The organism is Sunxiuqinia sp. A32 (assembly GCF_052690465.1).
Window position 1 is genome coordinate 108,615 of sequence record NZ_JBQYLI010000016.1, and the last position, 22,166, is coordinate 130,780.

A 22,166-nucleotide genomic window follows, 5' to 3' on the forward strand; every position below is an offset into this window, starting at 1 on the left:
AAATGGCTTTATAATCAGCTAATAAGAATTGCATATTTCTATTTTTTTCTATTTTTACAGAAAACTAAACCAAACTTAATGAACTTCTGTCAAGCAATTTCAGTGTTAATCTCTCACTTGCAAAGTGTTCTGGGATGTTCTGTTCGGTTCGCGTTTGATTATCTATTTATATCTTATTTTTTATAAAAGTCATGATGAATCCTATTTCTAAATTTATTTCTGTGTTTTTTCAATTAAAAATAATTGGGTACAATTCACTATGTATATTCACAAAGTTGCCAGTTGTACTTGCTGGATTTTTGATGTTTTTTCTGGCGTTTACAAATAATATAACTGCTCAGGATGTCCATGTGCTTGTAGTAACTGGTGGCCATGAGTTTGATCGACAACCCTTTGAGGCGATGTTTAATTCATTGGGAATTGCTTGGGATGAATCAGTTCAGCCCGCTGCGAATCAGTTGATTGAAGCAGGAGAGACTGATCAGTATGATGTTTTGGTGTTTTACGATATGTACCAAACAATTACTGAGACGCAAAAGAAGGCATTTGTTAATTTGCTAAAAAAAGGAAAGCCAATGCTTTTTTTACATCATGCAATTGTATCCTATCAGAATTGGCCAGAGTTTAAGAACGTTGTTGGTGGAAAGTATTACGAAGAGCAGCTATTTAAAGGAATTCCTGATTCGGGATACTCAAGTTATAAGCATGATGTAAATGTTTCGATAAAACTGCTTGATGAAAAACATCCGGTTACAAAAAGCTTGTCAGAATTCGAACTTTATGATGAGGTTTATGGAAATACAGAGGTTTTATCAAATGTCCATCTCTTACTTGAAACGGATCATCGGGATAGTAAAAAATACATTGGATGGGAAAATAAATATGGGAATTCAAGCATTATTTATCTTCAGCCTGGCCATGCAAAGGACACTTACCAGGACAGCAATTACAGGCAGCTCCTAAAGCAATCGATTATGTATTTAAATACCACAAACTATACTAATTAACTAAAACCGGAATTATGGAGAATGTAAACCAAAAAAAACTTTTTATTGCAAGTTGCCTTGCTTTACTGGTAACTGCAATCACTTTTGCAATCCGAGCTAAAATTGAAGGAGTTTTTACTGATGATTATGGCCTCACCAAAGAACAGGTTGGCAGAGCTTTCGGACCAGCATTTTGGGGCTTTGCTGTGGCGATGTTTGCTGGGGGGTATTTTATTGACATTGTAAAAACTAAAACAATTATTTGGATGGCTTTTTGCATGCACTTTATTGGCATTATTCTGTTGTTAATTGCAAAAGATTACACATCATTATTTATTTCTAATGTATTTATTGGATTGGGAAATGGTAGTGTTGAAGCGGCTTGTAATCCATTGGTTGCTACTCTTTTTCCAGATAGAAAAACAAAGATGCTTAATCGGTTCCATGTTTGGTTCCCTGGGGGAATTGTAATTGGTAGCCTTTTAGCGGCATTAATAATGGACCAACTAAATTTGCCTTGGCAAGTATTGGTTAGCATGTTATTCATTCCGCTGGCTATTTATGGATTTCTTTTCTTTGGCCAGAAAATTCCAGAAACTGAACGAGTATCTACTGGTGTTAGCTATAAAGAAATGATGAGGAATATTGGAGCTCCTTATACAATTACGCTGGCCGTTATTTTTATGATTTTAGTGGCAACTATTCCTGCTATTTCAGAAGCGATCACATCGAATAATTCACTGTTGCTTGTTATTGTTGCGGCTGTGGCAATCTTAATTGTTGTTGAAGGGAAAGCTGTGAATAAGATTAGTTTATTGTTCCCATTTGTATTTTTCTGCATGCTTTTAACTGCTTCGACTGAGCTTGGTACAACCCAGTGGATTAATGCATTGCTCGCTAAAAATGGAATTCATCCGATGGTTATATTAGCGGTTGTGACTGGTATTATGGCAGTGGGACGTTATTTTGCGGGTGGTTTAATACATCGATTAAATCCACCAGGAGTGTTAATTGGTTCGGCAGCGTTTTCTGTTGCAGGGTTATTGTTGTTGAGCATTGCCAGTGGACCGCTAATGACTGTATTGTCTGCTGCAGTATTTGCAGTAGGGGTTTGTTATTTCTGGCCGACAATGATTGGTGTTGCTTCTGAGTACATTCCCAAAAGTGGAGCACTGGGCATGTCAATTCTTGGCGGAGCCGGATTCGTAGCCACTTCGATGGTATTGCCAATTATGGGGAAATCAATAGAAACAGCGGGTGCACAAATAACTTTGCGTAATATGTCTGTATTGCCGGTTATATTGGTGTTTGCATTTATTGCACTTCACTTGATTGTAAAAAGAAGAAAAGTAAATGCATAGCAGTTTGTCACCTGTCAAATAATAAAGATATCACCTCAATTTATGTTGAGGTGATATCTTTATGAGTGATGGGGAGGGTAAAGTAAAATGTCGACCCTTTACCGACTACAGATTCAACCCATATTTTCCCTCCCATTAATTTAAGTAGTTTTTTACAGATATTTAAACCTAGCCCTGTTCCACCAAAGCTTCGGGTGTAATTGTCATCAGCTTGCCTGAAACGTTCAAAAATAATTTTTGTATTCTTTGACGAAATACCGATTCCAGTATCGCGGACATGAAACAAGTAGTCTTTGTTGGTGATTTCATATCCTAATTCAATTTCACCTTCATCGGTGAATTTCATGGCATTATTAAGTAAATTATTAATTACCTGTGTTAATCGATGTTTGTCGGCGTAGGCTTTTACGGTTCTGATCTTTAAAGGAGTATTGAGCGTCAGCTTTACCTTGGAGTTGTTTATGGATGCTTCTTTTTCGAAATTGGAGAAGAGTTCTTTCAAAAATTGGTTGAGCTGTATTTCTTCATTTTTAATGTCGATTATTTTTGACTCAATCTTTGAAATGTCAATGACGTCAGAGATGATTTGCAATAGATCATTCCCCTTGTCTTCAATAATGCTAAAATACTCTTCACGCAGATCTTCATCGAGTTCTCTTTCTTCTCGAAGAATTCCTGCAAAGCCAAGTATCGCATTCATCGGTGTTCTAATTTCATGAGACATGTTTGCCAGAAAAGAAGACTTAAGTTTATCCGATAGTTGCGCTTGTTTGAGTGCTTTTTTTAAGTTTTTCTGATTTTCTTTCTGTTTGCTGATATCCGTGAATACAGCGACAAGTCCGGAGTATTTGTTTTCCTCAAAAATAGGAGACCCTCCAAAGATAACAGGTACACTCTCCCCTTCTTTGGTAATCAATTCAATTTCAATAGAATCACTCTTGTTTTTTTTCTTTCGTTGATTGGCTTCGTCTACTAGTTTTTGATGAGATGGCTTAATCAGAAAATTCCATTCTTTGCCGATTAATTCATCTGTGTTATAACCCGTTATAGTAGTGAATGCAGGGTTTGTAAATAAGACGGTTCCATTTCCATCTTCTACTAAAATACCTTCCTGCATGGTATTAATGATACGATCATTAAAGGATTTAAGTCTTTTGATTTCGGCAGTTGCTTGTTTCTTTTCGGTAAAGTTTTCTTTAATTGCAATGTAATTGGAGATATCTCCGTTGCTGTTTTTTACGGGAGCTATTGTCGCTTTTTCCCAAAAGAAACCTCCATCTTTTTGCTTATTCCGAAATTCGCCTTGCCAAATTTCACCGTTGGATATCGTTTTCCAAAGTTCTTTATAATAACTTCTTGGGTGCAAACTTGTCTTAAAAATGGATGGATTTTTCCCAACCACTTCACTGTATTTGTAGCCCGTTGTTTTACTGAAAAATGGATTTGTATACTCAATTTTCCCGTTTCTGTCTGTGATAATAATTGATATGGGGCTATGTTCTATTGCACGACGAAACCAGCTAAGACTTTTATTGATAACTTCAAGTTCTGTCACGTCCCTCATCATACCAACAATCTTTTGAGGCTCTTTGTTATCTGATAATATTAAGGTTGCACTCAGCGCCATTCGCCTGCTTCGTTTATCCTTGTCATTAAAATTGATTACGTAGTTTTGAACTTTGCCGTCCTGCCTGATTTTATCCAGGAAACGTTCTCTTTCTTCTGCATTGGAATATAGATTACTAACATCTTTCCCAATTAATTCTTCACGGGTGTAACCGGATATATTTTTTACGGCTGGACTTAATTCAGTAATTGTACCATCTAGTTCTACTTCGTAGTAGAGATCTTGCAGTTGATTAAATATTTGTTGAAGCTTTTTAAGACTTGAATCTTCTTTCTTTTCAGCCTCTACAAGCCTGGTTATTTCATTAATGAATACTTGAACGCCGCTAATTTTTCCTTCAATGATGATTGGTGAAATGGTCATTTGGAAATGCTTCGTAGTGTTGTCATTTGAAATTATTTCTTCAAATGTTATGTGTTCACCTCCAATAGCTTTTTTTAAACGAATTTCCCAGTCGGCCACGTATTTAGGCTTAATGACTTCTAAAATGTTTTGACCGATTTTTAGTTCAACATTGGCCAGTGCACCGTAGCCTTTTAAAAAAGAATTGCTGAGATAAATGAACTTAAAATCCGTGTCAACCATCCAGGCTAAAACTGGCGAATTTTCAAGAAGGTGACTACGAATAGCAAACTTCTCCCTCATACTTTCTAGCTCTTCCCTTAATTGCTGGTTCTCCTTTTGCAATTGAGAAACATCATGCAATTGATCATCTTTCATAGTACCGTTCACGAGTGGTATTTTGTATCAACTAAATCTATAAGCATGTAAATATTAAATTTTAGCAGATCAAAAGCAAACGAATAATATCTTTTACAATTAATATTTACCTGTTTTACAGCTGATTTTGAGATATTGAATTGATGTGTTTGTTGTTGAGGATGATGAATATGGCATTGTTATTCAATGGCAAATCTGGCAAATACCTTGTAATTCATCTTAATTTTTTGAAAGGTGATTTCAGATTCTTTTACCGGCGGAGAGTCGTTTCTTTCATCAAGGGTTGCCATTTCAAGTTTTACCCGGGTGAGAGGAATTTGGTTGTAATTTTCTCGCTCCTGAATTAACAGAACTTTTCCGACTTTTTTATTGACTGCAGACAATAAGTAATTGGCTTTTTCTTTTGCATGTAATATGGCATTAATTTTAACATCTTTCTCCAGTTGTTTCATATTGCTGTGATCAACCCTTTTTATATAGGCATTCTGCACTTCAATTTCATCGAGAATTTCCCATACTAAAGCAAGTGCTGTGGTGTTATTAACTTCAAGCAGATAGTCTTTTGATGCCAATACATCTTTATTCTTTCTTTTGATTTTTACGTATGCAGCATCAGCATCTGCCAATGTGAGTTTTGTTAAATCTATACCTTTTTCCTGTAGTTGTTGCTTTAAATTTCTTTCAAGAACATCGATGCTGGTTTTTTTATTTCCATCATATTTTTCTTTTAAAGTCAGTTGTAGAAAAATTTCATCAGGAACAATTTCCAGTTCTCCTTCTCCTGTAACTTCTATATATGGGATCGCATCAAGTGAATTGGAGTTCGGTTGCGCAAATGCCATGATCGGGAGAAACAAAATGAGGGCAAATGTTTTAATCGTTTTCATTATATAATCCTTTAATGGGTCTTTAATTTTATTTATCGAATTTTTCAAATAGCTACTTTGTATAATAAGCAACAATCAAATTTGTTTTAAGTTAGAATTATATCTCATAAAATTTTAATAATACATTGAAATTGCTTAGTGTATAATCAGCAACCAGTCAGGAGCTTGTTGTGTTTCTATTTATTTGCAACTAATGAATGTGGTAAACACATCAATAAATTATTTAATTTAGTTTCCTGAAAAGAAACTTCAATAAATTTAATATCCCACAAACTTTATTGTTCATGGATCCATTCCTAAAACAAGTTGCCAGACATTTATATCGAAAATATAATCAGGATTTATATAAGGTTTCAATTATATTTCCAAATCGTCGTTCATGTGTTTTTTTTAATGCATATCTAAATGAGTTGCTTGATCAGCCTGTATTGGGGCCTGAAGTAATTACGATAAATGATTTTATTAAACGTTTATCGGGCCTGCAATTATCAGATCAGATTGCTTTAATTATGCGGTTGCACGAAATCTACAAACGAGAAACTGGTCATTTGGAAGAATTGGATGAATTTTATTTTTGGGGCGAGATTTTATTGAATGACTTCAATGATATTGATAATTATCTGCTGGATGCGGCGGATTTATTTCAAAACATTGCAGACCTAAAGGAAATTGAAAGTCGTTTTGATTATTTAACTCCCGAACAGAAAAAGGCAATTGAGTCATTTTGGGGAAATTTAGGAAAAGCAGCCGATTCTGTGAATAGAGAAAAATTCATGGAGATTTGGAACAAGCTTCCTCATATTTATCAGGTATTTAAAGAGGAGTTAGAACAGGATGGCGCTGTTTACAACGGGTTGATTTATCGTGATGTAGTGAATAAACTGCCCAAATTAGCAGACGAGCTAAAGAAGAAATCATATGCCTTTATTGGTTTTAATGCTCTAAATGCTTGTGAGAAGAGAATATTAAAAAGTGTAAATTCTATATCAGAAGTTGGTTTTTATTGGGATTATGATCCATGGTTTTTAAACGATCAGGATCATGAGGCAAGTTTGTTTATTCGAGAAAACCTGGTTCAATTTCCGCCTCCTGCTGATTTTGATCTAGTCAGTGGTGAAAATCAGAATCGAAAAATAAAAATGATTTCAGTGCCCGGTCAGGTGGCGCAAGCTCAAATTTTAAATCAAAATCAATTATTATCTAATGTTTCAAAAGAACATCACTTTGATGATGTTGCTTTGGTTTTAGCCGAAGAAAGCCTGTTGATGCCTGTTGTTTCTTCTGCAGGAAGTCGATTTGATAATATCAATATTACAATGGGATATCCTTTTCAGAATACTCCTGTGTATAGTTTGATTACTGCTTTTATTGAGGGACAGAAGAATTGTCGGGTGCTTGATGGTAAAGTTGTGTTTTATCATCGGCCTGCTTTGGCAATTCTTAATCATCAGTTGATATTAGGTGCAGATAGTAAAGAGCTTGTCAAAGAAATTCATCTCCAAAATAAAATATACATTGGGTCAGACGATCTTCAGAAGAATCAGATATTGAAACTTTTGTTTACGAAGTATGCAAATTGGAGAAGTTTTTCAGAGTCTTTGCTTGCGTTAATGCAATTGCTTGCTGTTAAATTTTGTAACGAAGATGAACATCCGGTTAGTTTAGAAGCAGAATACTTGTACCAGGCATATTTGTCGGTGCAACGTTTGTCCGATACGCTTGGTGATTCTGGAGTGAATAGTATGTCTTTGGCTCTTTATCAACGTATTTTGATTCAGCATTTACAGCGAATTTCCATTCCGTTTGAAGGAGAACCATTATCGGGCTTGCAGGTGATGGGGATTTTGGAAACCAGAAATCTGGACTTTAAAAAGTTGGTAATGTTTTCGGTAAATGAAGGTAAATTGCCAAAAACTACGAGCATACACTCCTTTATACCATATCATCTTCGAAAGGCGTTTGGACTTCCTTCTTATGAGGAGCATGATGCTATGAATGCATATTATTTCTATCGCTTGATTCATCGTGCAGAAGAAGTATTGTTAGTTTATGATTCGTCAACGGATGGACTAAATACAGGGGAGATGAGCCGATATTTATTGCAATTACAATATGATTCCTCTTTTAAGGCTGAACGCTATCATCTTAATTTTGATTTCAAAGCATCTAAGCCTTTGCCTATAAAAATCAATGCAACAACGAAGCATCTTGATAAGTTGCTTGAGTATTATTCTGGGAAACGCTTAAGTCCAAGTGCATTGAATACCTATCTGGATTGTAAGCTGAAGTTTTACTTTCAACATATCGCCAGGATCAGGCAGAAAGATGAATTATTGGAAGATGTCGACCCTCGTTTGTTTGGAAATTTATTTCACTTGGCTGCTGAAAAGCTTTACAGTGATTTTGACAATGAGATTATTGACAAGAAGCATTTGGAGGCTTTGCTTCTCAATAAGAAGAAAGTTGAGGAGTACATACTTGTTGCCTTTAAAAATGAATATTATAAGGACAAGGAACTAGCCGATATTAAGCTTGTCGGCAATAATATTTTAATTGCAGAACATTTGAAGACCTACCTTGAGCAAATGTTGAAAAATGACATGGGTATTACACCATTTAGAATTATTGCGTTGGAAGGGGACTTTGAAGCAGATTTTAAACTTGTTATAAAAGGTGAGGAGCGTCATATTCGAATAGGAGGAATTGTTGATCGAATTGATGAAACTGAAGATGGCGTTCGGATTATTGATTATAAAACTGGGCGCAATTTAAAGCTGGATTATAAGTCAATAGATCAACTTTTCGATCGGGAATACAAAGATCGGCGCAAAGAAATTATGCAAACCCTGGTGTATTGTGAGATATTTTCGCGAACAAATTCCGGTAAGCAAATAAATCCGGCGATTTATAAGATTGATCAGTTTTTTGATGATGAGTTTTCACCTTTTATAACCTCCAATAAGACTCCGATAAACTATAAGGATGTGTCCGTTGATTTTACCGAAAGCCTTCAAAATCTACTGAATGAGATTTTTAGTGACACAGGAAGCTACGAACAAACTGATGACGTTAAGAAATGCACCAATTGCCAATTTAATATTATATGCAGGCGATCTTAATCTTTGTTCTCTAATAAGTCTGGGCGGAGCTGTTTGGTGCGTTCCCAGGCTTGCTTTTCTTTCCATTCATTAATTTGCTTATCGTTTCCGCTCAGCAAAATATCGGGAACTTTCCAACCTTTGTAGTTTGCAGGCCTTGTGTAAACTGGAGGGCTTAATAAGTTATCCTGAAAGGAATCAGTCAACGCAGATGTTTCATCTGAAAGGACTCCGGGAATAATCCGCACAATGCTGTCTACCATAACGGCCGCAGCCAGTTCGCCTCCGGTTAAAACAAAATCCCCAATTGATATCTCTCGTGTAATGAAATGGTCCCTAATTCGTTGGTCTACACCTTTGTAGTGTCCGCAAAGTATGATGATGTTTTTCTTGAGAGATAGTTGATTCGCTGTTCTTTGTGCGAATTTTTCTCCATCCGGACTAGTGTAAATTATTTCATCATAATCGCGTTGTGCTTTCAAAAAATTAATGGCATCCTCGATTGGTTGAATTGTCATAACCATTCCAGCACCTCCGCTGAAAGCATAGTCATCTGTTCGTTTGTGTTTGTCGGTTGAGAAGTCACGAATATTGTGGATGTGTATTTCAACCAGTTTTTTGTCTTTTCCACGTTTGATGATGGAGTGGCTAAATGGGCTTTCCAGAATTTCTGGTACAACTGTAAGTATATCGATTCGCATTTTTTTCTTGCAAAAGTAGCAACATTTATCAGATCATCGAACAATTTTCAGGGCCAAAAACACATCCACTAAATTAGATAAGATGCCTTTGTGGCGCAAAAAATCCTTTAAGTGAGACATAATGGCATGATTTATTGCTTCGAAATTGAAAAAATGTCGACTTTCTGTATTTGGAATAAGCTTTGAAATTAAGCAGTTCAGAAATTAATTATTAAACAATTTAAGGAGGAATAAATTATGAAACTAGTAAAAGTAAATCCGTTTTATGCTCACAATGGAGTAGATAGATTATTAAATGAAGTATTGAATCAGGGAGTGAATTACGATCGTTTTGCTAAGAATGAATTGTCTTTCAATCCATCTGCAAATGTTTTTGAAACGAAAGATGCTTTCCGGTTAGAGCTTTCTATTCCTGGATTTGATAAAGAGCAAGTATCGATTTCTGTAGAGAATGATCTTTTGGTAATTAAAGGTGAAGTGAAGAAAGCGGAGCAGGAGTATGAGTACTCGAGAGTTGAGTTTATGCCACAAAACTTTGAGAAATCATTCAAAATATCTCAGAAAATAGATCAACTGAAAATTGGTGCTTCTTTTAAGAATGGTATTTTGGAAGTAAATCTTCCAAAGAAAGAAGAGGCAGTGGCTGTAAAAAGAGAAATTACGGTAGGTTAAATAAATACGGGATTTGGGGAGGAAAGTCGCTTGAGAAAGCGGCTTTTTTTGTTTATAAGTTCATGTTTTTCAGAAAATATGCATATTTTTTTGAGTATTCGTTATGAATATTATATTTTCGTAAGCTAAGTTAGTCCTAAATCTCTGATAATTACTCGGTAATTTTAAAACTATTGTTATGGAACCTAAAGATCTAAAAAACTCGGAGGAAGAGTTAAAAGCAACACCTGCAAAAACAGGTGAAGCTGATACGCCAATTGAAAAGAAGGATAAAGGTGTTGAAGAAGTGAAAACACCTAAAGTTGAAACTGAAGTTGAAGAGTCTGTTGCTGAATCTAAAGAAGATGAGGTTAACGATGAAACTGTAGAGGTGAAGACTGATGCTGCTGTTGAAATAAAGCCTGAGGCTGAAGTTGTTGATGAAAAAGTTGAAGATGTCGTTGAAGAAGAAGTGATCGATGAAGTAGAGGAAAAACCTGTTGAAGCGAAAGCTGAAGAAGAAAAAGCAGAGGAAGAGGTTGAAGAACCTGTCGATAAGGAAGAAGAAGCTGCTCCGGAAGTTGTTGTAACGGAATCTATCGATTATTCTTCGATGAGTGAAGTTGAACTCATCAATGCGCTTCGAGCATTGGTAGAGGGATCAGATGATGAGTACATTAAAGATGAAGTTGATAAAATAAAGATAAACTTCTACAAAAAGCATCGTGCAAATGTAGAAGCTGAAAAGAAAAAATATCTGGAAGAAGGTGGAGATGAAGCTGAGTTTGTTCCAGAAAACCAACCTTATGAGGAAGACCTCAAGAATTTATTAAAGGAATATCGAAAAGTTAAGACTGATTACGCTAAAAAGCAGGAATCAGAAAAGGAAGATAACCTTAAAAGGAAATATGAAATTATTGAGGAAATTAGAAATTTGGTCAATCGTGATGAGTCGATAAATAAAACGTTTCATGAATTTCGTGATTTGCAACAGGAGTGGCGGGAGATTGGTCTGGTTCCTCAGGCAAAGCTTAAAGATTTGTGGGAAACGTATCACCATCATGTTGAGAATTTCTACGATTATATCAAGATAAATAAGGAGCTGCGCGACCTTGATTTGAAAAAGAATCAGGAAGCTAAGATTGGGCTTTGTGAAAAAGCGGAAGAATTATTGGTTGAACCGTCGATCATTAAGGCGTTCAACATTCTGCAAAAATATCACGAGCAATGGAGAGAAATTGGTCCGGTTCCAAGAGATAAGAAGGAAGAGCTTTGGGAGCGTTTTAAAGCTGCAACTTCACAAATAAATAAAAAGCATCAGGAGTATTTTGAGAATAGAAAATCCGAGCAAAAGAAAAATCTTGAAGCGAAAACTGTTCTTTGCGAGAAGGCTGAAGAGATCGCCAATAAGGATATGTCTTCAAATAAGGATTGGGAAGTTCGTTCAAAAGAGTTGATTGAATTGCAAAAGGTTTGGAGAACAATTGGTTTCGCTCCCAAAAAAGATAATAACCGAATTTACGAAAGGTTTCGCACTGCATGTGATAAGTTCTTTGATCGGAAGCGCGAGTTTTATTCGCAGAACAAGGAATTGCAGATGAATAATCTGCAAATGAAAACTGATTTATGTGTGCAGGCCGAATCATTGAAAGACAGCACTGATTGGAGAAAAACTACCGACGAGTACATTCGCATTCAACGGAAGTGGAAAGAAATAGGTCCTGTGCCAAGGAAGCATTCTGACGTGGTTTGGAAAAGATTCCGTGCTGCATGTGATTATTTTTTTGAGAAAAAGTCAGAGCACTTTTCTCATGTCGATGATGAACAAATTGATAATCTTAAGCTGAAAAAGGAGCTCATCGAAGAAGTTAAAGCATATGTTCTAACCAAAGATGATGTGGAGGATTTAGATCAAATGAAAGAGTTCCAGCGTCGTTGGAGTGAAATTGGTCACGTTCCTTTTAAAGATAAAGATAAGGTTCAAAACGATTTCAGAGATGCGATCAATATTCACTTTGATAACTTGAAATTGGATGACCAAAAACGTAATTTGTTAAAGTTTAGAAACAAGATTGTCAATATTTCTGGTACATCTCGTGGACAAAATAAAATGCGATTTGAACGCGAAAAGTATGTAAGTAAATTGAAACAACTGGAAAGCGATTTGGCTCTTTTAAATAATAATATTGGTTTCTTTGCCAATACGAAGAATGCAGAAGCTATGATTGAAGATGTCAACAAAAAGATTGAATTGACACATGAAAAAATTGAGCTTTTGAAGGAAAAGATTCAGATTATTGACAATATGGACGAAGAAGAATAGATAGTCCAAATATACAACCCGCTAACTTTGGCGGGTTTTTTAATTATTTGTTCATATTATATCAGGTACATTGTGTAAGAGCAATAACTTTTATTGCTTACCTTTGTGCGTTTTTAGGAACATTAAAATTTACGATTTTGTCATCAACCAAGTACATCTTTGTCACAGGGGGTGTGACCTCCTCATTAGGAAAAGGAATATTAGCTTCTTCATTAGCTAAGTTGTTGCAGGCCAGAGGGTATTCTGTAACTATTCAAAAACTTGATCCATATATAAATGTTGATCCGGGAACGCTGAATCCATATGAACATGGAGAATGCTTTGTAACTGACGACGGGGCAGAAACAGACCTTGATCTGGGGCATTACGAGCGTTTTCTAAATAAACCAACTTCTCAGGCGAACAATGTAACTACCGGTAGAATTTACCAATCAGTTATTAATAAGGAACGTCGAGGAGATTATTTGGGAAAAACCGTTCAAATTATTCCTCATATTACCGATGAGATAAAAAGAAAAATAAAATTTCTGGGAACAAAAAGAAAATATGACATTGTTGTTACCGAGATCGGTGGTACCGTTGGTGATATCGAGTCTTTACCATATATTGAAGCTGTTCGTCAGTTAAAGTGGGAACTTGGGTCCAATGCATTGGTCATTCATTTAACTTTAGTTCCATTTCTTGCGGCATCTGGTGAGTTAAAAACAAAGCCAACACAACATTCAGTAAAAGCTTTGCTGGAAAATGGAGTACAACCAGATATTCTAGTACTTCGAACCGAGCATGATTTAGGAATTGATATTCGTAAAAAGGTAGCGTTGTTCTGTAATGTTGAAATAGACGCTGTGGTTCAATCTATTGATGTGCCTACAATATATGATGTTCCAAATAAGATGCGGGAAGAGAAATTGGATGTTACCGTACTTAAAAAGATAAAACTTCCATTAAAGGATGATCCGGCATTAAAAGAATGGAATAACTTTCTTGAACGACATAAAAACCCGGAACACGAAGTTCGAATTGGTTTAGTTGGTAAGTATGTAGAATTGCAGGACGCTTATAAATCAATAGCGGAATCGTTGGTTCATGCCGGAGCTTCAAATTTGTGTCGAGTAAAATTGGATTGGATTCATTCCGAAGAGATTAATGAGTCAAATGTTGAGGAGATGGTCGGTGGTCTGGATGGTGTCATAATCGCACCTGGATTCGGTCATCGTGGCATTGAAGGAAAGATATTGGCAACCAAATATGTCAGGGAAAATAACATTCCATTCCTTGGTATATGCCTTGGAATGCAAATTGCAGTAATCGAATACGCAAGAAATGTTTTAGGAATGACAAACGCGGATTCTACAGAAATGAATGAAAAAGCTCCTTTCCCGGTTATTGATTTAATGGAAGAACAAAAAGGAATTACCGAAAAGGGTGGAACCATGCGTTTGGGAGCTTATGCTTGTCATATTGTAGATAAAAAGTCGAATATGTACAAAGCATATGGTCAAGCTGATATTCGAGAACGTCATCGACATCGATATGAATTCAATAATCAGTTTCTGGAAGATTTTAAAAAGGGTGGAATGAAACCTGTAGGTTTAAATCCAGATACCAATTTAGTTGAGGTGATGGAGATTCCTTCACATAAATGGTTCATCGGAGTTCAGTATCATCCGGAATACAGCAGTACAGTTCTGAACCCACATCCACTGTTTGTTGCATTTGTGAAAGCTGCATTAACAAAATAAGAAAAGAAATAGGAAATGGATAGAAATACAATTGCGGGGGTAGTGCTGATTTTTGCTATCCTAATTGGTTTTAGCTACTTGAATAAACCTTCGGAAGAACAACTCGAAGCGGCCAAGAGACGTCAGGATTCGCTGGCGCAAGTTGAAGCAACGAGAGTTCAAAAAGCTGAAGAGCAAGCAAAATTAATTGAAGCACGAGCAACCTCCAATGTTGAGAACCAAGAAGCAGATTCTTCTTCAATTTTGAATGAGGCTACTGCAAAGTTTGGCGCATTTGGAGCTGCCGCTAATGGCGAAGAAAAATTCATTACGTTAGAGAATAACTTAATGAAAATAACCCTGTCCAATAAAGGTGGTAAAATTTATTCTGTTGAGTTAAAAGGGTATCAAACTTATGATTCATTGCCTCTTATTTTATTTGAAGGTGGTGAAAATCTGTTTGGCTTAAATTTCTTCTCTGAGAATAAAAGTATTCAAACCGATGAATTGTTCTTTAAACCTTCGGTATCTCAGCCTAACGTTGTCGTAAATGGGCCTGAAGTGAAGAAAGGAAAAGAAGGGAATGAGAAATACAATAAGGGGTTTAGCGGGGAATCCAAGGGAATTGCTATGCGTCTGGAAGCTGGTGATGGAAAGTACCTCGAGTATAGTTATGGCTTAAAGCACAATTCATACATGGTCGATTTCAATGTGAAAAGTGTTGGATTTGATAAGTTGTTACCTCAGAATACGAATTACTTAAATTTTAATTGGGCATATGAAGCACCTCGTTTGGAGCGTAAATCTAAATTTGGGGAAGACCGTTATACCACGATTAGTTATAAATATTTTGAAGACGAGGTTGATAAGCTAAGTGCGGCTAAGTCAGATGAAGAGAGTTTGAAGACTAAAGTGAAATGGATTAGTTTCAAACAATTGTTTTTTAGTTCAGCATTAATTGCAGACGATGCTTTTCCTACGGCAGATATTAAATATGATTATGACGAGGAAAATGATAAGTATTTGGGAAGTTTTTATGCAGATATTGCATTGCCATTTGATGGTAAACCTACCGAAAGTTATGACATGCAATTTTATTTTGGACCGAACCACTATAATACGTTAAAACAGTATGATTTATCGATGGAGCGTGTCATTGATTTAGGCTATGTTCGATTTGTAAATACTTGGTTAGTAATTCCTGTATTTAATTTCTTAAGAAATCATATTAATAGTTTTGGAATTATTATTCTACTGTTGACCATTTTTATTAAGTTGATTCTTTTTCCACTAACCTATAAATCATACATCTCTCAGGCAAAAATGAAAGCATTAAAACCTGAGATTGATGAGATTACTGCTAAGTATGGAAAAGATAAGGCTATGGAAAAACAACAAGCAACAATGGCGCTTTATAAAAAGGCCGGAGTGAACCCGATGGGAGGGTGTTTGCCAATGTTATTGCAGTTTCCAATCCTAATCTCCATGTTCTTTTTCTTCCCAACATCGATTGAGTTACGGCAAGAAGGTTTCCTATGGGCTACCGACTTGTCAACTTATGATTCGATCTTTAGTTTACCATTTAATATTCCATTTTATGGAGATCATGTGAGTTTGTTCTGTTTGTTGATGACGGTTACAACGATCATTTCAACAAAAATGAATTCGCAGGCTGCTAGCAGTCAGCAAATGCCTGGAATGCAAACCATGATGTATATGATGCCGGTAATGTTCTTATTTATATTGAATAGTTATTCTGCTGGTTTGAGTTATTATTACTTCCTTGCCAATCTAATTACTATCGGACAAATGTACTTGTTCCGCATAATGATTGATGAGGAGAAAATCAGAGCACAGCTTCAAGCCAAACAAAAGAAGAGCGGGCCGGCTAAAAAGTCAAATTTCCAAAAGCGGCTCGAAAAAATGGCCAAAGAAAAAGGGATGCAACTCCCTAAAAAATAAACTTAAAATGCTGTCAACTGACGGCATTTTTTGTAAATTATCATTTGTAATTTTAAATTCGAATGATGTATCAATACCAGGCACAAATACAAAAAGTAGTTGATGGCGACACTTTTGTAATCGACATTGATCTAGGCTTGACAGTTTGGGTTAGAAACGAGAAGATCCGACTGTTTGGAGTAAATACTCCTGAAGTATATGGAGTGAAAAAAGATTCCGAGGAGTATAAACTTGGCAAGTTAGCTTCAGATTTTGCCAAGTCCTTGATTCGAAAAGGGGACTGGGCGATTGTTGAAACTCTAAAAGATTCCAAAGGAAAGTATGGGAGGTACTTAGCTGTTTTATACATACGGATTCCGGAGGAATTGTTGCAGGGAGTTGATAAAATTCGGACAATCGGAGATTTTTATTGTTTAAATGATCTTTTAGTGGCAAAAGGTTTTGCAGAACCATATTTCATGAAATGATTGCAGTTACCCCCAAACCTCCATATTACGCTGTTATTTTTACTTCGGTGCGAACGGTGGTTGATGATGGCTATGCTGACATGGCTAAGCAGATGGAAGAATTAGCTAAGCAACAACCAGGCTTTATAGGATTTGAATCTGCACGAGAAGAAATCGGTATTACCGTATCTTATTGGAAAGATCAGACAGCGATAGCTAATTGGAAAAATCAGATGGATCATGTCCTTGCCAGAAAGATGGGAAGGGAAAAATGGTATCAATCATTTAAAATCCGTATTGCTTTAGTTGAAAGAGGTTATGATTTTGAGAAGTAAGAAGATTATTTCTCAGATGATCTCAAGTAAATAAAATTGAAAAAGGAAGTTTCAGGAGATGCATCCGTTTTTATTGATCATTTGGACTTAGAAAAGTTTGAAGCCCTTCTTCCAATCTGAATTCTGCTGTCATTGTTCCGTTTTCTTTTAATGCCGCCATATAACCTTCATTCATCATTCGACCAGCACGCAATGGAAATTCAAGTAGCGCCGGGTAATTTTCAGTGTTTTCAGGATTGTTATAAAATTCAATGCATGAAGACAACTTTTGGGAAAGATAGATTCGGCAAGCCATTGGTCTTGCTTCGTATGCTGCGCATGCTCCATTGCTTAACAATGGGCATGGGGATTTGAAGTTTAATATTTCGTTTTCACTCAGGTTTTTAGTTTTCTCATTTTTCAAAGACGCTTTATTAAAAACATCATTTTGTGATTCCCTTGAAAATTTTGTTTTTATGAAATTACCCAAATAATGGATTTCGTACGAATTAGCGAATACGGCTTGTTGGCAGCAGTAGGAACAACCTTTTTTGCAGTCAATAGAAATTCCTTCGCGCTGTGCCATGGCAAGTAAAGAATCTATGAGTTGATCAATAGCCTGATACATGGTCTTGATAGAGCTGAATAATGTGTCTTCCTTCCATTGGCTTTGTTGGTTTCCAAGCTTATAACCATCGCTGTAAAAAGCTTTATCATGTTCTGTAAAGTGAGCGTTGCCCATGTATTTTTCTCGCAAATTTAATCATTTGAAACTGAAAAAAGCTTCCGTTTCGGGAAGCTTTTTCAAAAACACTATTTGCTTTGTTGTGATTGCTAAAAGATCAGAAAGTCAATGCTTTCCATTATACTTAAAGAATTGATTGATTGTCTTAATTATTTTCCACAATGATGTATTTCTTTTGTGATGAATTAAAAGTATAAGTTAAATCTAGTGGCTCACACAGCATTTTCAGTGCAGATTCACAATCCGTTGCGTGTATGCTTCCTGAAAAGTGCTTTAAAAGTGTAGTATCTTTAATTTCAATGTCAACATTGAAAAAGTATTCGATTTCTTCAGCAACAATTTTGATATTTACTTGTGAAAAATGTTGGTAAAAACGCGCAATTTCAGGATACTCCTCTGTTATTGGTGTTATTTGGTCAATTTGATTGTTTTTAAGTGTAACCGAATTTCCTTCGTGAATGAGCTGCTCGAATTTACTTGATGAAAGTTTAACAGTGCCAGAATAACAATTAACAACGAGGCCGTCATTAATTATCTTAATCTGGAAACGTGTTCCGAGAACCTGAATGTCTCCATATTTGGTTTTTACTTTGAATTTGCGGCCTTTTGTTACATCAAAATAGGCTGTCCCCTTGAGTTTAACTTCTCTTTTCCACCAATGTTTTGGGAAACTTATTTCGCTATTGACGTCCATCATAACTCTGGAGTCATCGGGAAGAAGGTAGGAATTGGAAATTAAGTCGTCGCTATTAATAACGATTGTCGATAAAAAAAATTGAAGAAGGAAAAAAACCAAGAGAAAAGCTGCGGTTGATATTGCGATTCGATAAACAGGACTTAAAAAAAATATTTTGCCGTCCCCTTGGTCTTTGTATTTTCCTTCTTCAATTTTCCTTAAAATCTTTTCTAAAACAACTTTTTTATCTAAACCTGCAGGAACGTGATAATGACTAATAAAGTGATTAATCTTTTCTTCTCTTTTTTGGACAACGGTCTGCATCGGTTTCAAATAATCATGTTGTTTATTAAACACTCTCAAATATCCATTTCTGAATGTGATACCCAGTATAAGATAAATACCCTACCATGGAATTAAATAATTTTGAAAAAAAAATTAGAGTCTTCTGTCAAGGGAATCGTGAAGCAGGCGAATTGCTTTTGTCATTTGTTTTTCTACTGCTTTAACAGAAATGTTAAGGTTCTCACTGATCTGTCTGTAACTGAGGTCATCCAGCCTGTTCATGAGGAAAATGGTGCGAGAACGTTCAGGAAGTTTTGAGATTGCATTTTGCAATTTTTCATCAAATTCTTTCACCTGCACTAAATATTCTGGAGATTCATATTCTTTGTCTTCAGAACCAATTAGTGAATTGCTGAATTTTAAATTGACAGATTTTCTACGGTGGTGCTTGAAATATCGATTGCGGGCAATAGTGAATAAAAAAGCACGGAGAGTCTCTTCTCTAAGCTTATTCTTGTTTTCCCATAATGTTAGAAAAACATCTTGCCCAAGATCCTCGGAAAGTTTCATATCTCCACACATGTAATAGAGATAGTTTCTGACAGCCTCATAATGCTTGTCAAATATTTCTTCAAACCACGTTTTGTCTTTGATTTCACTCATCCACTATCAAAAATAACTGATTCCGAGCTTTAATTGAAACAAACAACAATGAATTGTTGATTTGTTTCATATTTCTTTCGGTTTTTTTAATAATCCTGTTTTTTAGTAAAAGGTAACCGCTCTAAAATTAAAATCTGCCTAACAAAAATTTCCTCGCCACTAATAACTTTTCACAATCAATAAGTTAGGTAAAAATATGGAAAGTAGAATAATTTGCGTGAATAATTTATTATGTTTTTTTGAACTTAATAGAAAAAGAAAGGGGAGTCAGAACTGACTCCCCTAGTTTCTACAAAATTGCGATTCGTGAAAAAGGGACTTTATTTTCTCTGCGATTGATACAGCATTTGTGGTGATTAACCAGAACCGATCGCTCGTCAGCTTGTAATGTCAAAATATATTTCATACGTTCAGGTAGAGGCAACTCTCTAATTGGTTTATATATACAGCCGTCTAACTCGTGTCCAATTGGACAGCCAAATATCAACCCATAATATTCGGAACTATTCTTTGCCATTTTGCTCTCTCCCTTCCAAAAAAAGTTAATACATCTTTTTATTCTGTTAAACCTAAAAAGGTAACCCTGATAAATCATATTTTTTTGAATTTTTTTAGGACATTGCTTCTCTTATTTTTTTGTACTTTTGTTGCTGCTTTAAAAATCAATCAATTTTGATGGGATATGTTTGAAAATCTTAATGAGAAATTAGAGAAATCGTTTAGGCTGTTAAAAGGGAAGGGCCGGATAACTGAGATTAATATTGCTGAAACGCTGAAAGAAGTCAGACGTGCTTTGTTGGATGCTGACGTTAACTATAAAATCGCCAAATCTTTCACCGAAACTGTCAAAGAAAAAGCTATAGGTGAGGATGTTTTATCATCAGTTCAACCAGGACAAATGATGGTGAAAATTGTCCATGATGAGTTGGCAGTGTTAATGGGAGGGAAGTCAGTTGACATTGACCTGACAGGCAAACCTGCAGTAATATTGATTGCCGGGTTACAAGGTTCCGGTAAGACAACTTTCTCCGGAAAATTGGCAAAATTACTGAAGAGTAAAAAAGGCAAGAATCCTTTGCTGGTTGCTGGTGATGTTTATCGTCCTGCTGCGATTGATCAGTTGAAGGTATTGGGAAGTCAAATTGATGTGCCTGTATATACCGAAGATGGTAATATGGAGCCTGTCAAAATTGCTAAAGCTGCGATTAGCCATGCAAAAAATAATGGTAATGATGTTGTAATTATTGATACCGCGGGTCGTTTAGCGATCGATGAGCAGATGATGAATGAGATTGCAGCTGTTAAGAAAGCTGTTTCGCCTCAGGAAATTCTGTTTGTGGTTGATTCAATGACAGGTCAGGATGCTGTTAATACCGCCAAGGAATTTAACGATCGGTTAGATTTTGATGGTGTTGTTCTTACCAAACTTGATGGTGATACCCGTGGTGGTGCTGCTCTTTCTATTCGGGAAGTAGTTGATAAGCCTATTAAGTTTGTTGGTATGGGCGAGAAGCTGGAAGCTTTGGATGTATTTCATCCGGAACGAATGGCTGATCGAATCTTAGGCATGGGGGATATTGTTTCACTTGTTGAGAAAGCACAAGAACAATTCGATGCTGATGAAGCCCGTCGTTTACAGAAGAAGCTGGCCAAAAACCAATTTAACTTCAATGATTTTCTGAAGCAAATTCAGCAAATTAAGAAGATGGGTAACCTAAAAGATCTGGCTGGTATGATTCCAGGAATGGGAAAAGCTCTTAAAAACATGGATATTGAGGATGATGCATTCAAGCATATTGAAGCAATTATTCACTCAATGACACCTGCCGAGCGGGAAGATCCTTCAATTTTAAATGGATCTCGTCGTAAGCGCGTTGCAGAAGGAGCCGGCTCAAATATTCAGGAAGTGAATCGCTTAATTAAGCAATTTGCAGAAACACGCAAAATGATGCGAATGGTTTCTCAGGGCAAAAATCTTGGACGTATGATGGGCAATATGCCAATGAAACGATAATTCTAAGTTTATATAGATGATTTTAATTGACGGAAAACAAACTGCTGCTGACATTAAAAAAGAAATTGCAGCCGAGGTAAAAGAGATGAAAGCAAATGGGGCTAAAACCCCGCACCTTGCTGCTATTTTGGTAGGACACGACGGTGGAAGTGAAACTTACGTTGCCTATAAAATAAAAGACTGCGAAGAGGTCGGATTCAAATCTTCTTTGATTCGTTATGAAGATGACGTAACCGAAGCTGAGTTACTTGCTAAAGTTGAAGAGCTCAATAATGATGAGGATTTAGATGGATTTATTGTCCAACTACCTTTGCCAGCGCATATTTCCGAACAAAAGATAATTGAAGCGATCGATCCTAAAAAAGATGTTGATGGTTTCCACCCAATTAATGTCGGAAGAATGGTGATTGGTTTACCTTCATTTGTTTCAGCCACTCCTGATGGTATTGTTGAGTTACTAAAAAGATATAATATTGAAACTTCCGGTAAAGACTGTGTCGTAGTTGGTAGAAGTAATATTGTTGGTCGTCCTATGAGTGTGTTGATGTCTCAAAAAGGAATGAACGCTACGGTTACAGTCGCTCATAGCCGCACTAAAAACTTAAAGGAGCTTTGTGCAAATGCAGATATTTTAATTGCTGCTTTAGGTGCACCTGAGTTTATCAAAGGTGATATGGTTAAAGAGGGCGCTGTAGTGATTGATGTAGGAACTACCAGAGTAAAATCAGATTTAACAAAATCAGGTTGGAAACTGAAAGGAGATGTGTTGTTTGATGAAGTGGCTCCTAAATGTAGTTATATCACACCGGTTCCTGGAGGAGTTGGTCCAATGACTCGTGTTTCTTTATTGAAGAACACTTTATTGTCTGCTAAAAAAGAGATTTACAAATAGATCATTCTATTGAGAAGTGAAGAGGCTGTCTCAAAAGAGATGGCCTCTTTTTATTTTCAGCGAAGAGTGGGAAAAAGATTGAAAGTTATCAATC

At 36.1% G+C, this 22,166-nt stretch carries 17 protein-coding genes; 11 read left to right on the top strand and 6 right to left on the bottom strand.

Annotation, left to right across the window (positions count from 1 at the left end; all coding sequences use genetic code 11):
• The first annotated feature begins 221 nt into the window (after positions 1-221).
• Positions 222-1,007, top strand: coding sequence for a ThuA domain-containing protein (locus ACUNWD_RS15875; RefSeq protein WP_445588820.1), 786 nt, complete (start codon positions 222-224; stop codon positions 1,005-1,007).
• Positions 1,008-1,021: 14 nt separating this feature from the next.
• Positions 1,022-2,347 (top strand): MFS transporter, encoded by a 1,326-nt coding sequence (locus ACUNWD_RS15880; protein ID WP_445588821.1) that lies wholly within the window; start codon positions 1,022-1,024, stop codon positions 2,345-2,347.
• Between the two features lie 40 nt (positions 2,348-2,387).
• Here ACUNWD_RS15880 and ACUNWD_RS15885 read toward each other — a convergent pair whose 3' ends face one another.
• Complete coding sequence (locus ACUNWD_RS15885) at positions 2,388-4,706, bottom strand: PAS domain S-box protein (RefSeq protein WP_445588822.1); 2,319 nt, start codon at positions 4,704-4,706, stop codon at positions 2,388-2,390.
• A gap of 167 nt (positions 4,707-4,873) precedes the next feature.
• Positions 4,874-5,581, bottom strand: a complete 708-nt coding sequence (locus ACUNWD_RS15890; protein ID WP_445588823.1) for an SIMPL domain-containing protein — start codon at positions 5,579-5,581, stop codon at positions 4,874-4,876.
• A gap of 284 nt (positions 5,582-5,865) precedes the next feature.
• On the opposite strand from ACUNWD_RS15890, the gene ACUNWD_RS15895 reads away from it, so the two are divergent.
• Complete coding sequence (locus tag ACUNWD_RS15895) at positions 5,866-8,700, top strand: PD-(D/E)XK nuclease family protein (RefSeq protein ID WP_445588824.1); 2,835 nt, start codon at positions 5,866-5,868, stop codon at positions 8,698-8,700.
• On the opposite strand, the gene trmD is transcribed toward ACUNWD_RS15895, so the two are convergent.
• Positions 8,697-9,380, bottom strand: coding sequence for a tRNA (guanosine(37)-N1)-methyltransferase TrmD (trmD, locus tag ACUNWD_RS15900; RefSeq protein ID WP_445588825.1), 684 nt, complete (start codon positions 9,378-9,380; stop codon positions 8,697-8,699). The two genes, ACUNWD_RS15895 and trmD, sit on opposite strands and share 4 nt — an antisense overlap.
• Positions 9,381-9,617: 237 nt before the next feature.
• Here trmD and ACUNWD_RS15905 point away from each other — a divergent pair, with 237 nt between their 5' ends.
• The 6 genes from ACUNWD_RS15905 to ACUNWD_RS15930 all read left to right on the top strand — a co-directional run bounded on the left by ACUNWD_RS15905 (position 9,618) and on the right by ACUNWD_RS15930 (position 16,818).
• Positions 9,618-10,052 carry an Hsp20/alpha crystallin family protein gene (locus ACUNWD_RS15905; RefSeq protein ID WP_445588826.1) on the top strand — a complete coding sequence of 145 codons (435 nt, stop codon included), beginning with the start codon at positions 9,618-9,620 and terminating at the stop codon, positions 10,050-10,052.
• A 178-nt stretch (positions 10,053-10,230) separates the two neighbouring features.
• Positions 10,231-12,354: a DUF349 domain-containing protein gene (locus ACUNWD_RS15910; protein WP_445588827.1), complete on the top strand. Its 2,124-nt coding sequence runs from the start codon at positions 10,231-10,233 to the stop codon at positions 12,352-12,354.
• A 137-nt stretch (positions 12,355-12,491) separates the two neighbouring features.
• Entirely contained in the window at positions 12,492-14,096 is a 1,605-nt protein-coding gene (locus ACUNWD_RS15915; protein WP_445588828.1) for a CTP synthase, read from the top strand.
• Between the two features lie 15 nt (positions 14,097-14,111).
• A complete protein-coding gene (yidC, locus tag ACUNWD_RS15920; protein WP_445588829.1) occupies positions 14,112-16,037 on the top strand; it encodes a membrane protein insertase YidC in 1,926 nt (641 codons plus the stop codon).
• Positions 16,038-16,102: 65 nt separating this feature from the next.
• Positions 16,103-16,504 carry a thermonuclease family protein gene (locus tag ACUNWD_RS15925; protein ID WP_445588830.1) on the top strand — a complete coding sequence of 134 codons (402 nt, stop codon included), beginning with the start codon at positions 16,103-16,105 and terminating at the stop codon, positions 16,502-16,504.
• On the top strand, positions 16,501-16,818 hold the full coding sequence (locus ACUNWD_RS15930) for an antibiotic biosynthesis monooxygenase family protein (RefSeq protein WP_445588831.1): 318 nt from the start codon (positions 16,501-16,503) through the stop codon (positions 16,816-16,818). The genes ACUNWD_RS15925 and ACUNWD_RS15930 overlap by 4 nt, the downstream gene beginning before the upstream one ends.
• 70 nt (positions 16,819-16,888) lie before the next feature.
• On the opposite strand, the gene ACUNWD_RS15935 is transcribed toward ACUNWD_RS15930, so the two are convergent.
• From ACUNWD_RS15935 to ACUNWD_RS15945, 3 genes are all read right to left on the bottom strand, one after another.
• Entirely contained in the window at positions 16,889-17,554 is a 666-nt protein-coding gene (locus tag ACUNWD_RS15935; protein ID WP_445588832.1) for a YkgJ family cysteine cluster protein, read from the bottom strand.
• Positions 17,555-17,687: 133 nt separating this feature from the next.
• Complete coding sequence (locus tag ACUNWD_RS15940; protein ID WP_445588833.1) at positions 17,688-18,542, bottom strand: FecR family protein; 855 nt, start codon at positions 18,540-18,542, stop codon at positions 17,688-17,690.
• Between the two features lie 114 nt (positions 18,543-18,656).
• Complete coding sequence (locus ACUNWD_RS15945) at positions 18,657-19,166, bottom strand: RNA polymerase sigma factor (RefSeq protein WP_445588834.1); 510 nt, start codon at positions 19,164-19,166, stop codon at positions 18,657-18,659.
• 682 nt (positions 19,167-19,848) lie between these two features.
• On the opposite strand from ACUNWD_RS15945, the gene ffh reads away from it, so the two are divergent.
• Positions 19,849-21,180, top strand: coding sequence for a signal recognition particle protein (gene ffh / locus ACUNWD_RS15950; RefSeq protein WP_445588835.1), 1,332 nt, complete (start codon positions 19,849-19,851; stop codon positions 21,178-21,180).
• 16 nt (positions 21,181-21,196) lie between these two features.
• A complete protein-coding gene (folD, locus tag ACUNWD_RS15955) occupies positions 21,197-22,072 on the top strand; it encodes a bifunctional methylenetetrahydrofolate dehydrogenase/methenyltetrahydrofolate cyclohydrolase FolD (RefSeq protein WP_445588836.1) in 876 nt (291 codons plus the stop codon).
• Positions 22,073-22,166: the final 94 nt, after the last annotated feature.

Excerpts from the sequence above, each read along its gene's own strand:
- trmD (WP_445588825.1), bottom strand. The coding sequence starts at position 9,380 with ATGCGAATCGATATACTTACAGTTGTACCAGAAATTCTGGAAAGCCCA.
- ACUNWD_RS15930 (WP_445588831.1), top strand. The coding sequence starts at position 16,501 with ATGATTGCAGTTACCCCCAAACCTCCATATTACGCTGTTATTTTTACT.
- ACUNWD_RS15890 (WP_445588823.1), bottom strand. The coding sequence starts at position 5,581 with ATGAAAACGATTAAAACATTTGCCCTCATTTTGTTTCTCCCGATCATG.
- ACUNWD_RS15945 (WP_445588834.1), bottom strand. The coding sequence starts at position 19,166 with ATGAGTGAAATCAAAGACAAAACGTGGTTTGAAGAAATATTTGACAAG.
- ACUNWD_RS15905 (WP_445588826.1), top strand. The coding sequence starts at position 9,618 with ATGAAACTAGTAAAAGTAAATCCGTTTTATGCTCACAATGGAGTAGAT.
- folD (WP_445588836.1), top strand. The coding sequence starts at position 21,197 with ATGATTTTAATTGACGGAAAACAAACTGCTGCTGACATTAAAAAAGAA.
- yidC (WP_445588829.1), top strand. The coding sequence starts at position 14,112 with ATGGATAGAAATACAATTGCGGGGGTAGTGCTGATTTTTGCTATCCTA.
- ACUNWD_RS15940 (WP_445588833.1), bottom strand. The coding sequence starts at position 18,542 with ATGCAGACCGTTGTCCAAAAAAGAGAAGAAAAGATTAATCACTTTATT.
- ffh (WP_445588835.1), top strand. The coding sequence starts at position 19,849 with ATGTTTGAAAATCTTAATGAGAAATTAGAGAAATCGTTTAGGCTGTTA.
- ACUNWD_RS15895 (WP_445588824.1), top strand. The coding sequence starts at position 5,866 with ATGGATCCATTCCTAAAACAAGTTGCCAGACATTTATATCGAAAATAT.
- ACUNWD_RS15910 (WP_445588827.1), top strand. The coding sequence starts at position 10,231 with ATGGAACCTAAAGATCTAAAAAACTCGGAGGAAGAGTTAAAAGCAACA.
- ACUNWD_RS15880 (WP_445588821.1), top strand. The coding sequence starts at position 1,022 with ATGGAGAATGTAAACCAAAAAAAACTTTTTATTGCAAGTTGCCTTGCT.
- ACUNWD_RS15925 (WP_445588830.1), top strand. The coding sequence starts at position 16,103 with ATGTATCAATACCAGGCACAAATACAAAAAGTAGTTGATGGCGACACT.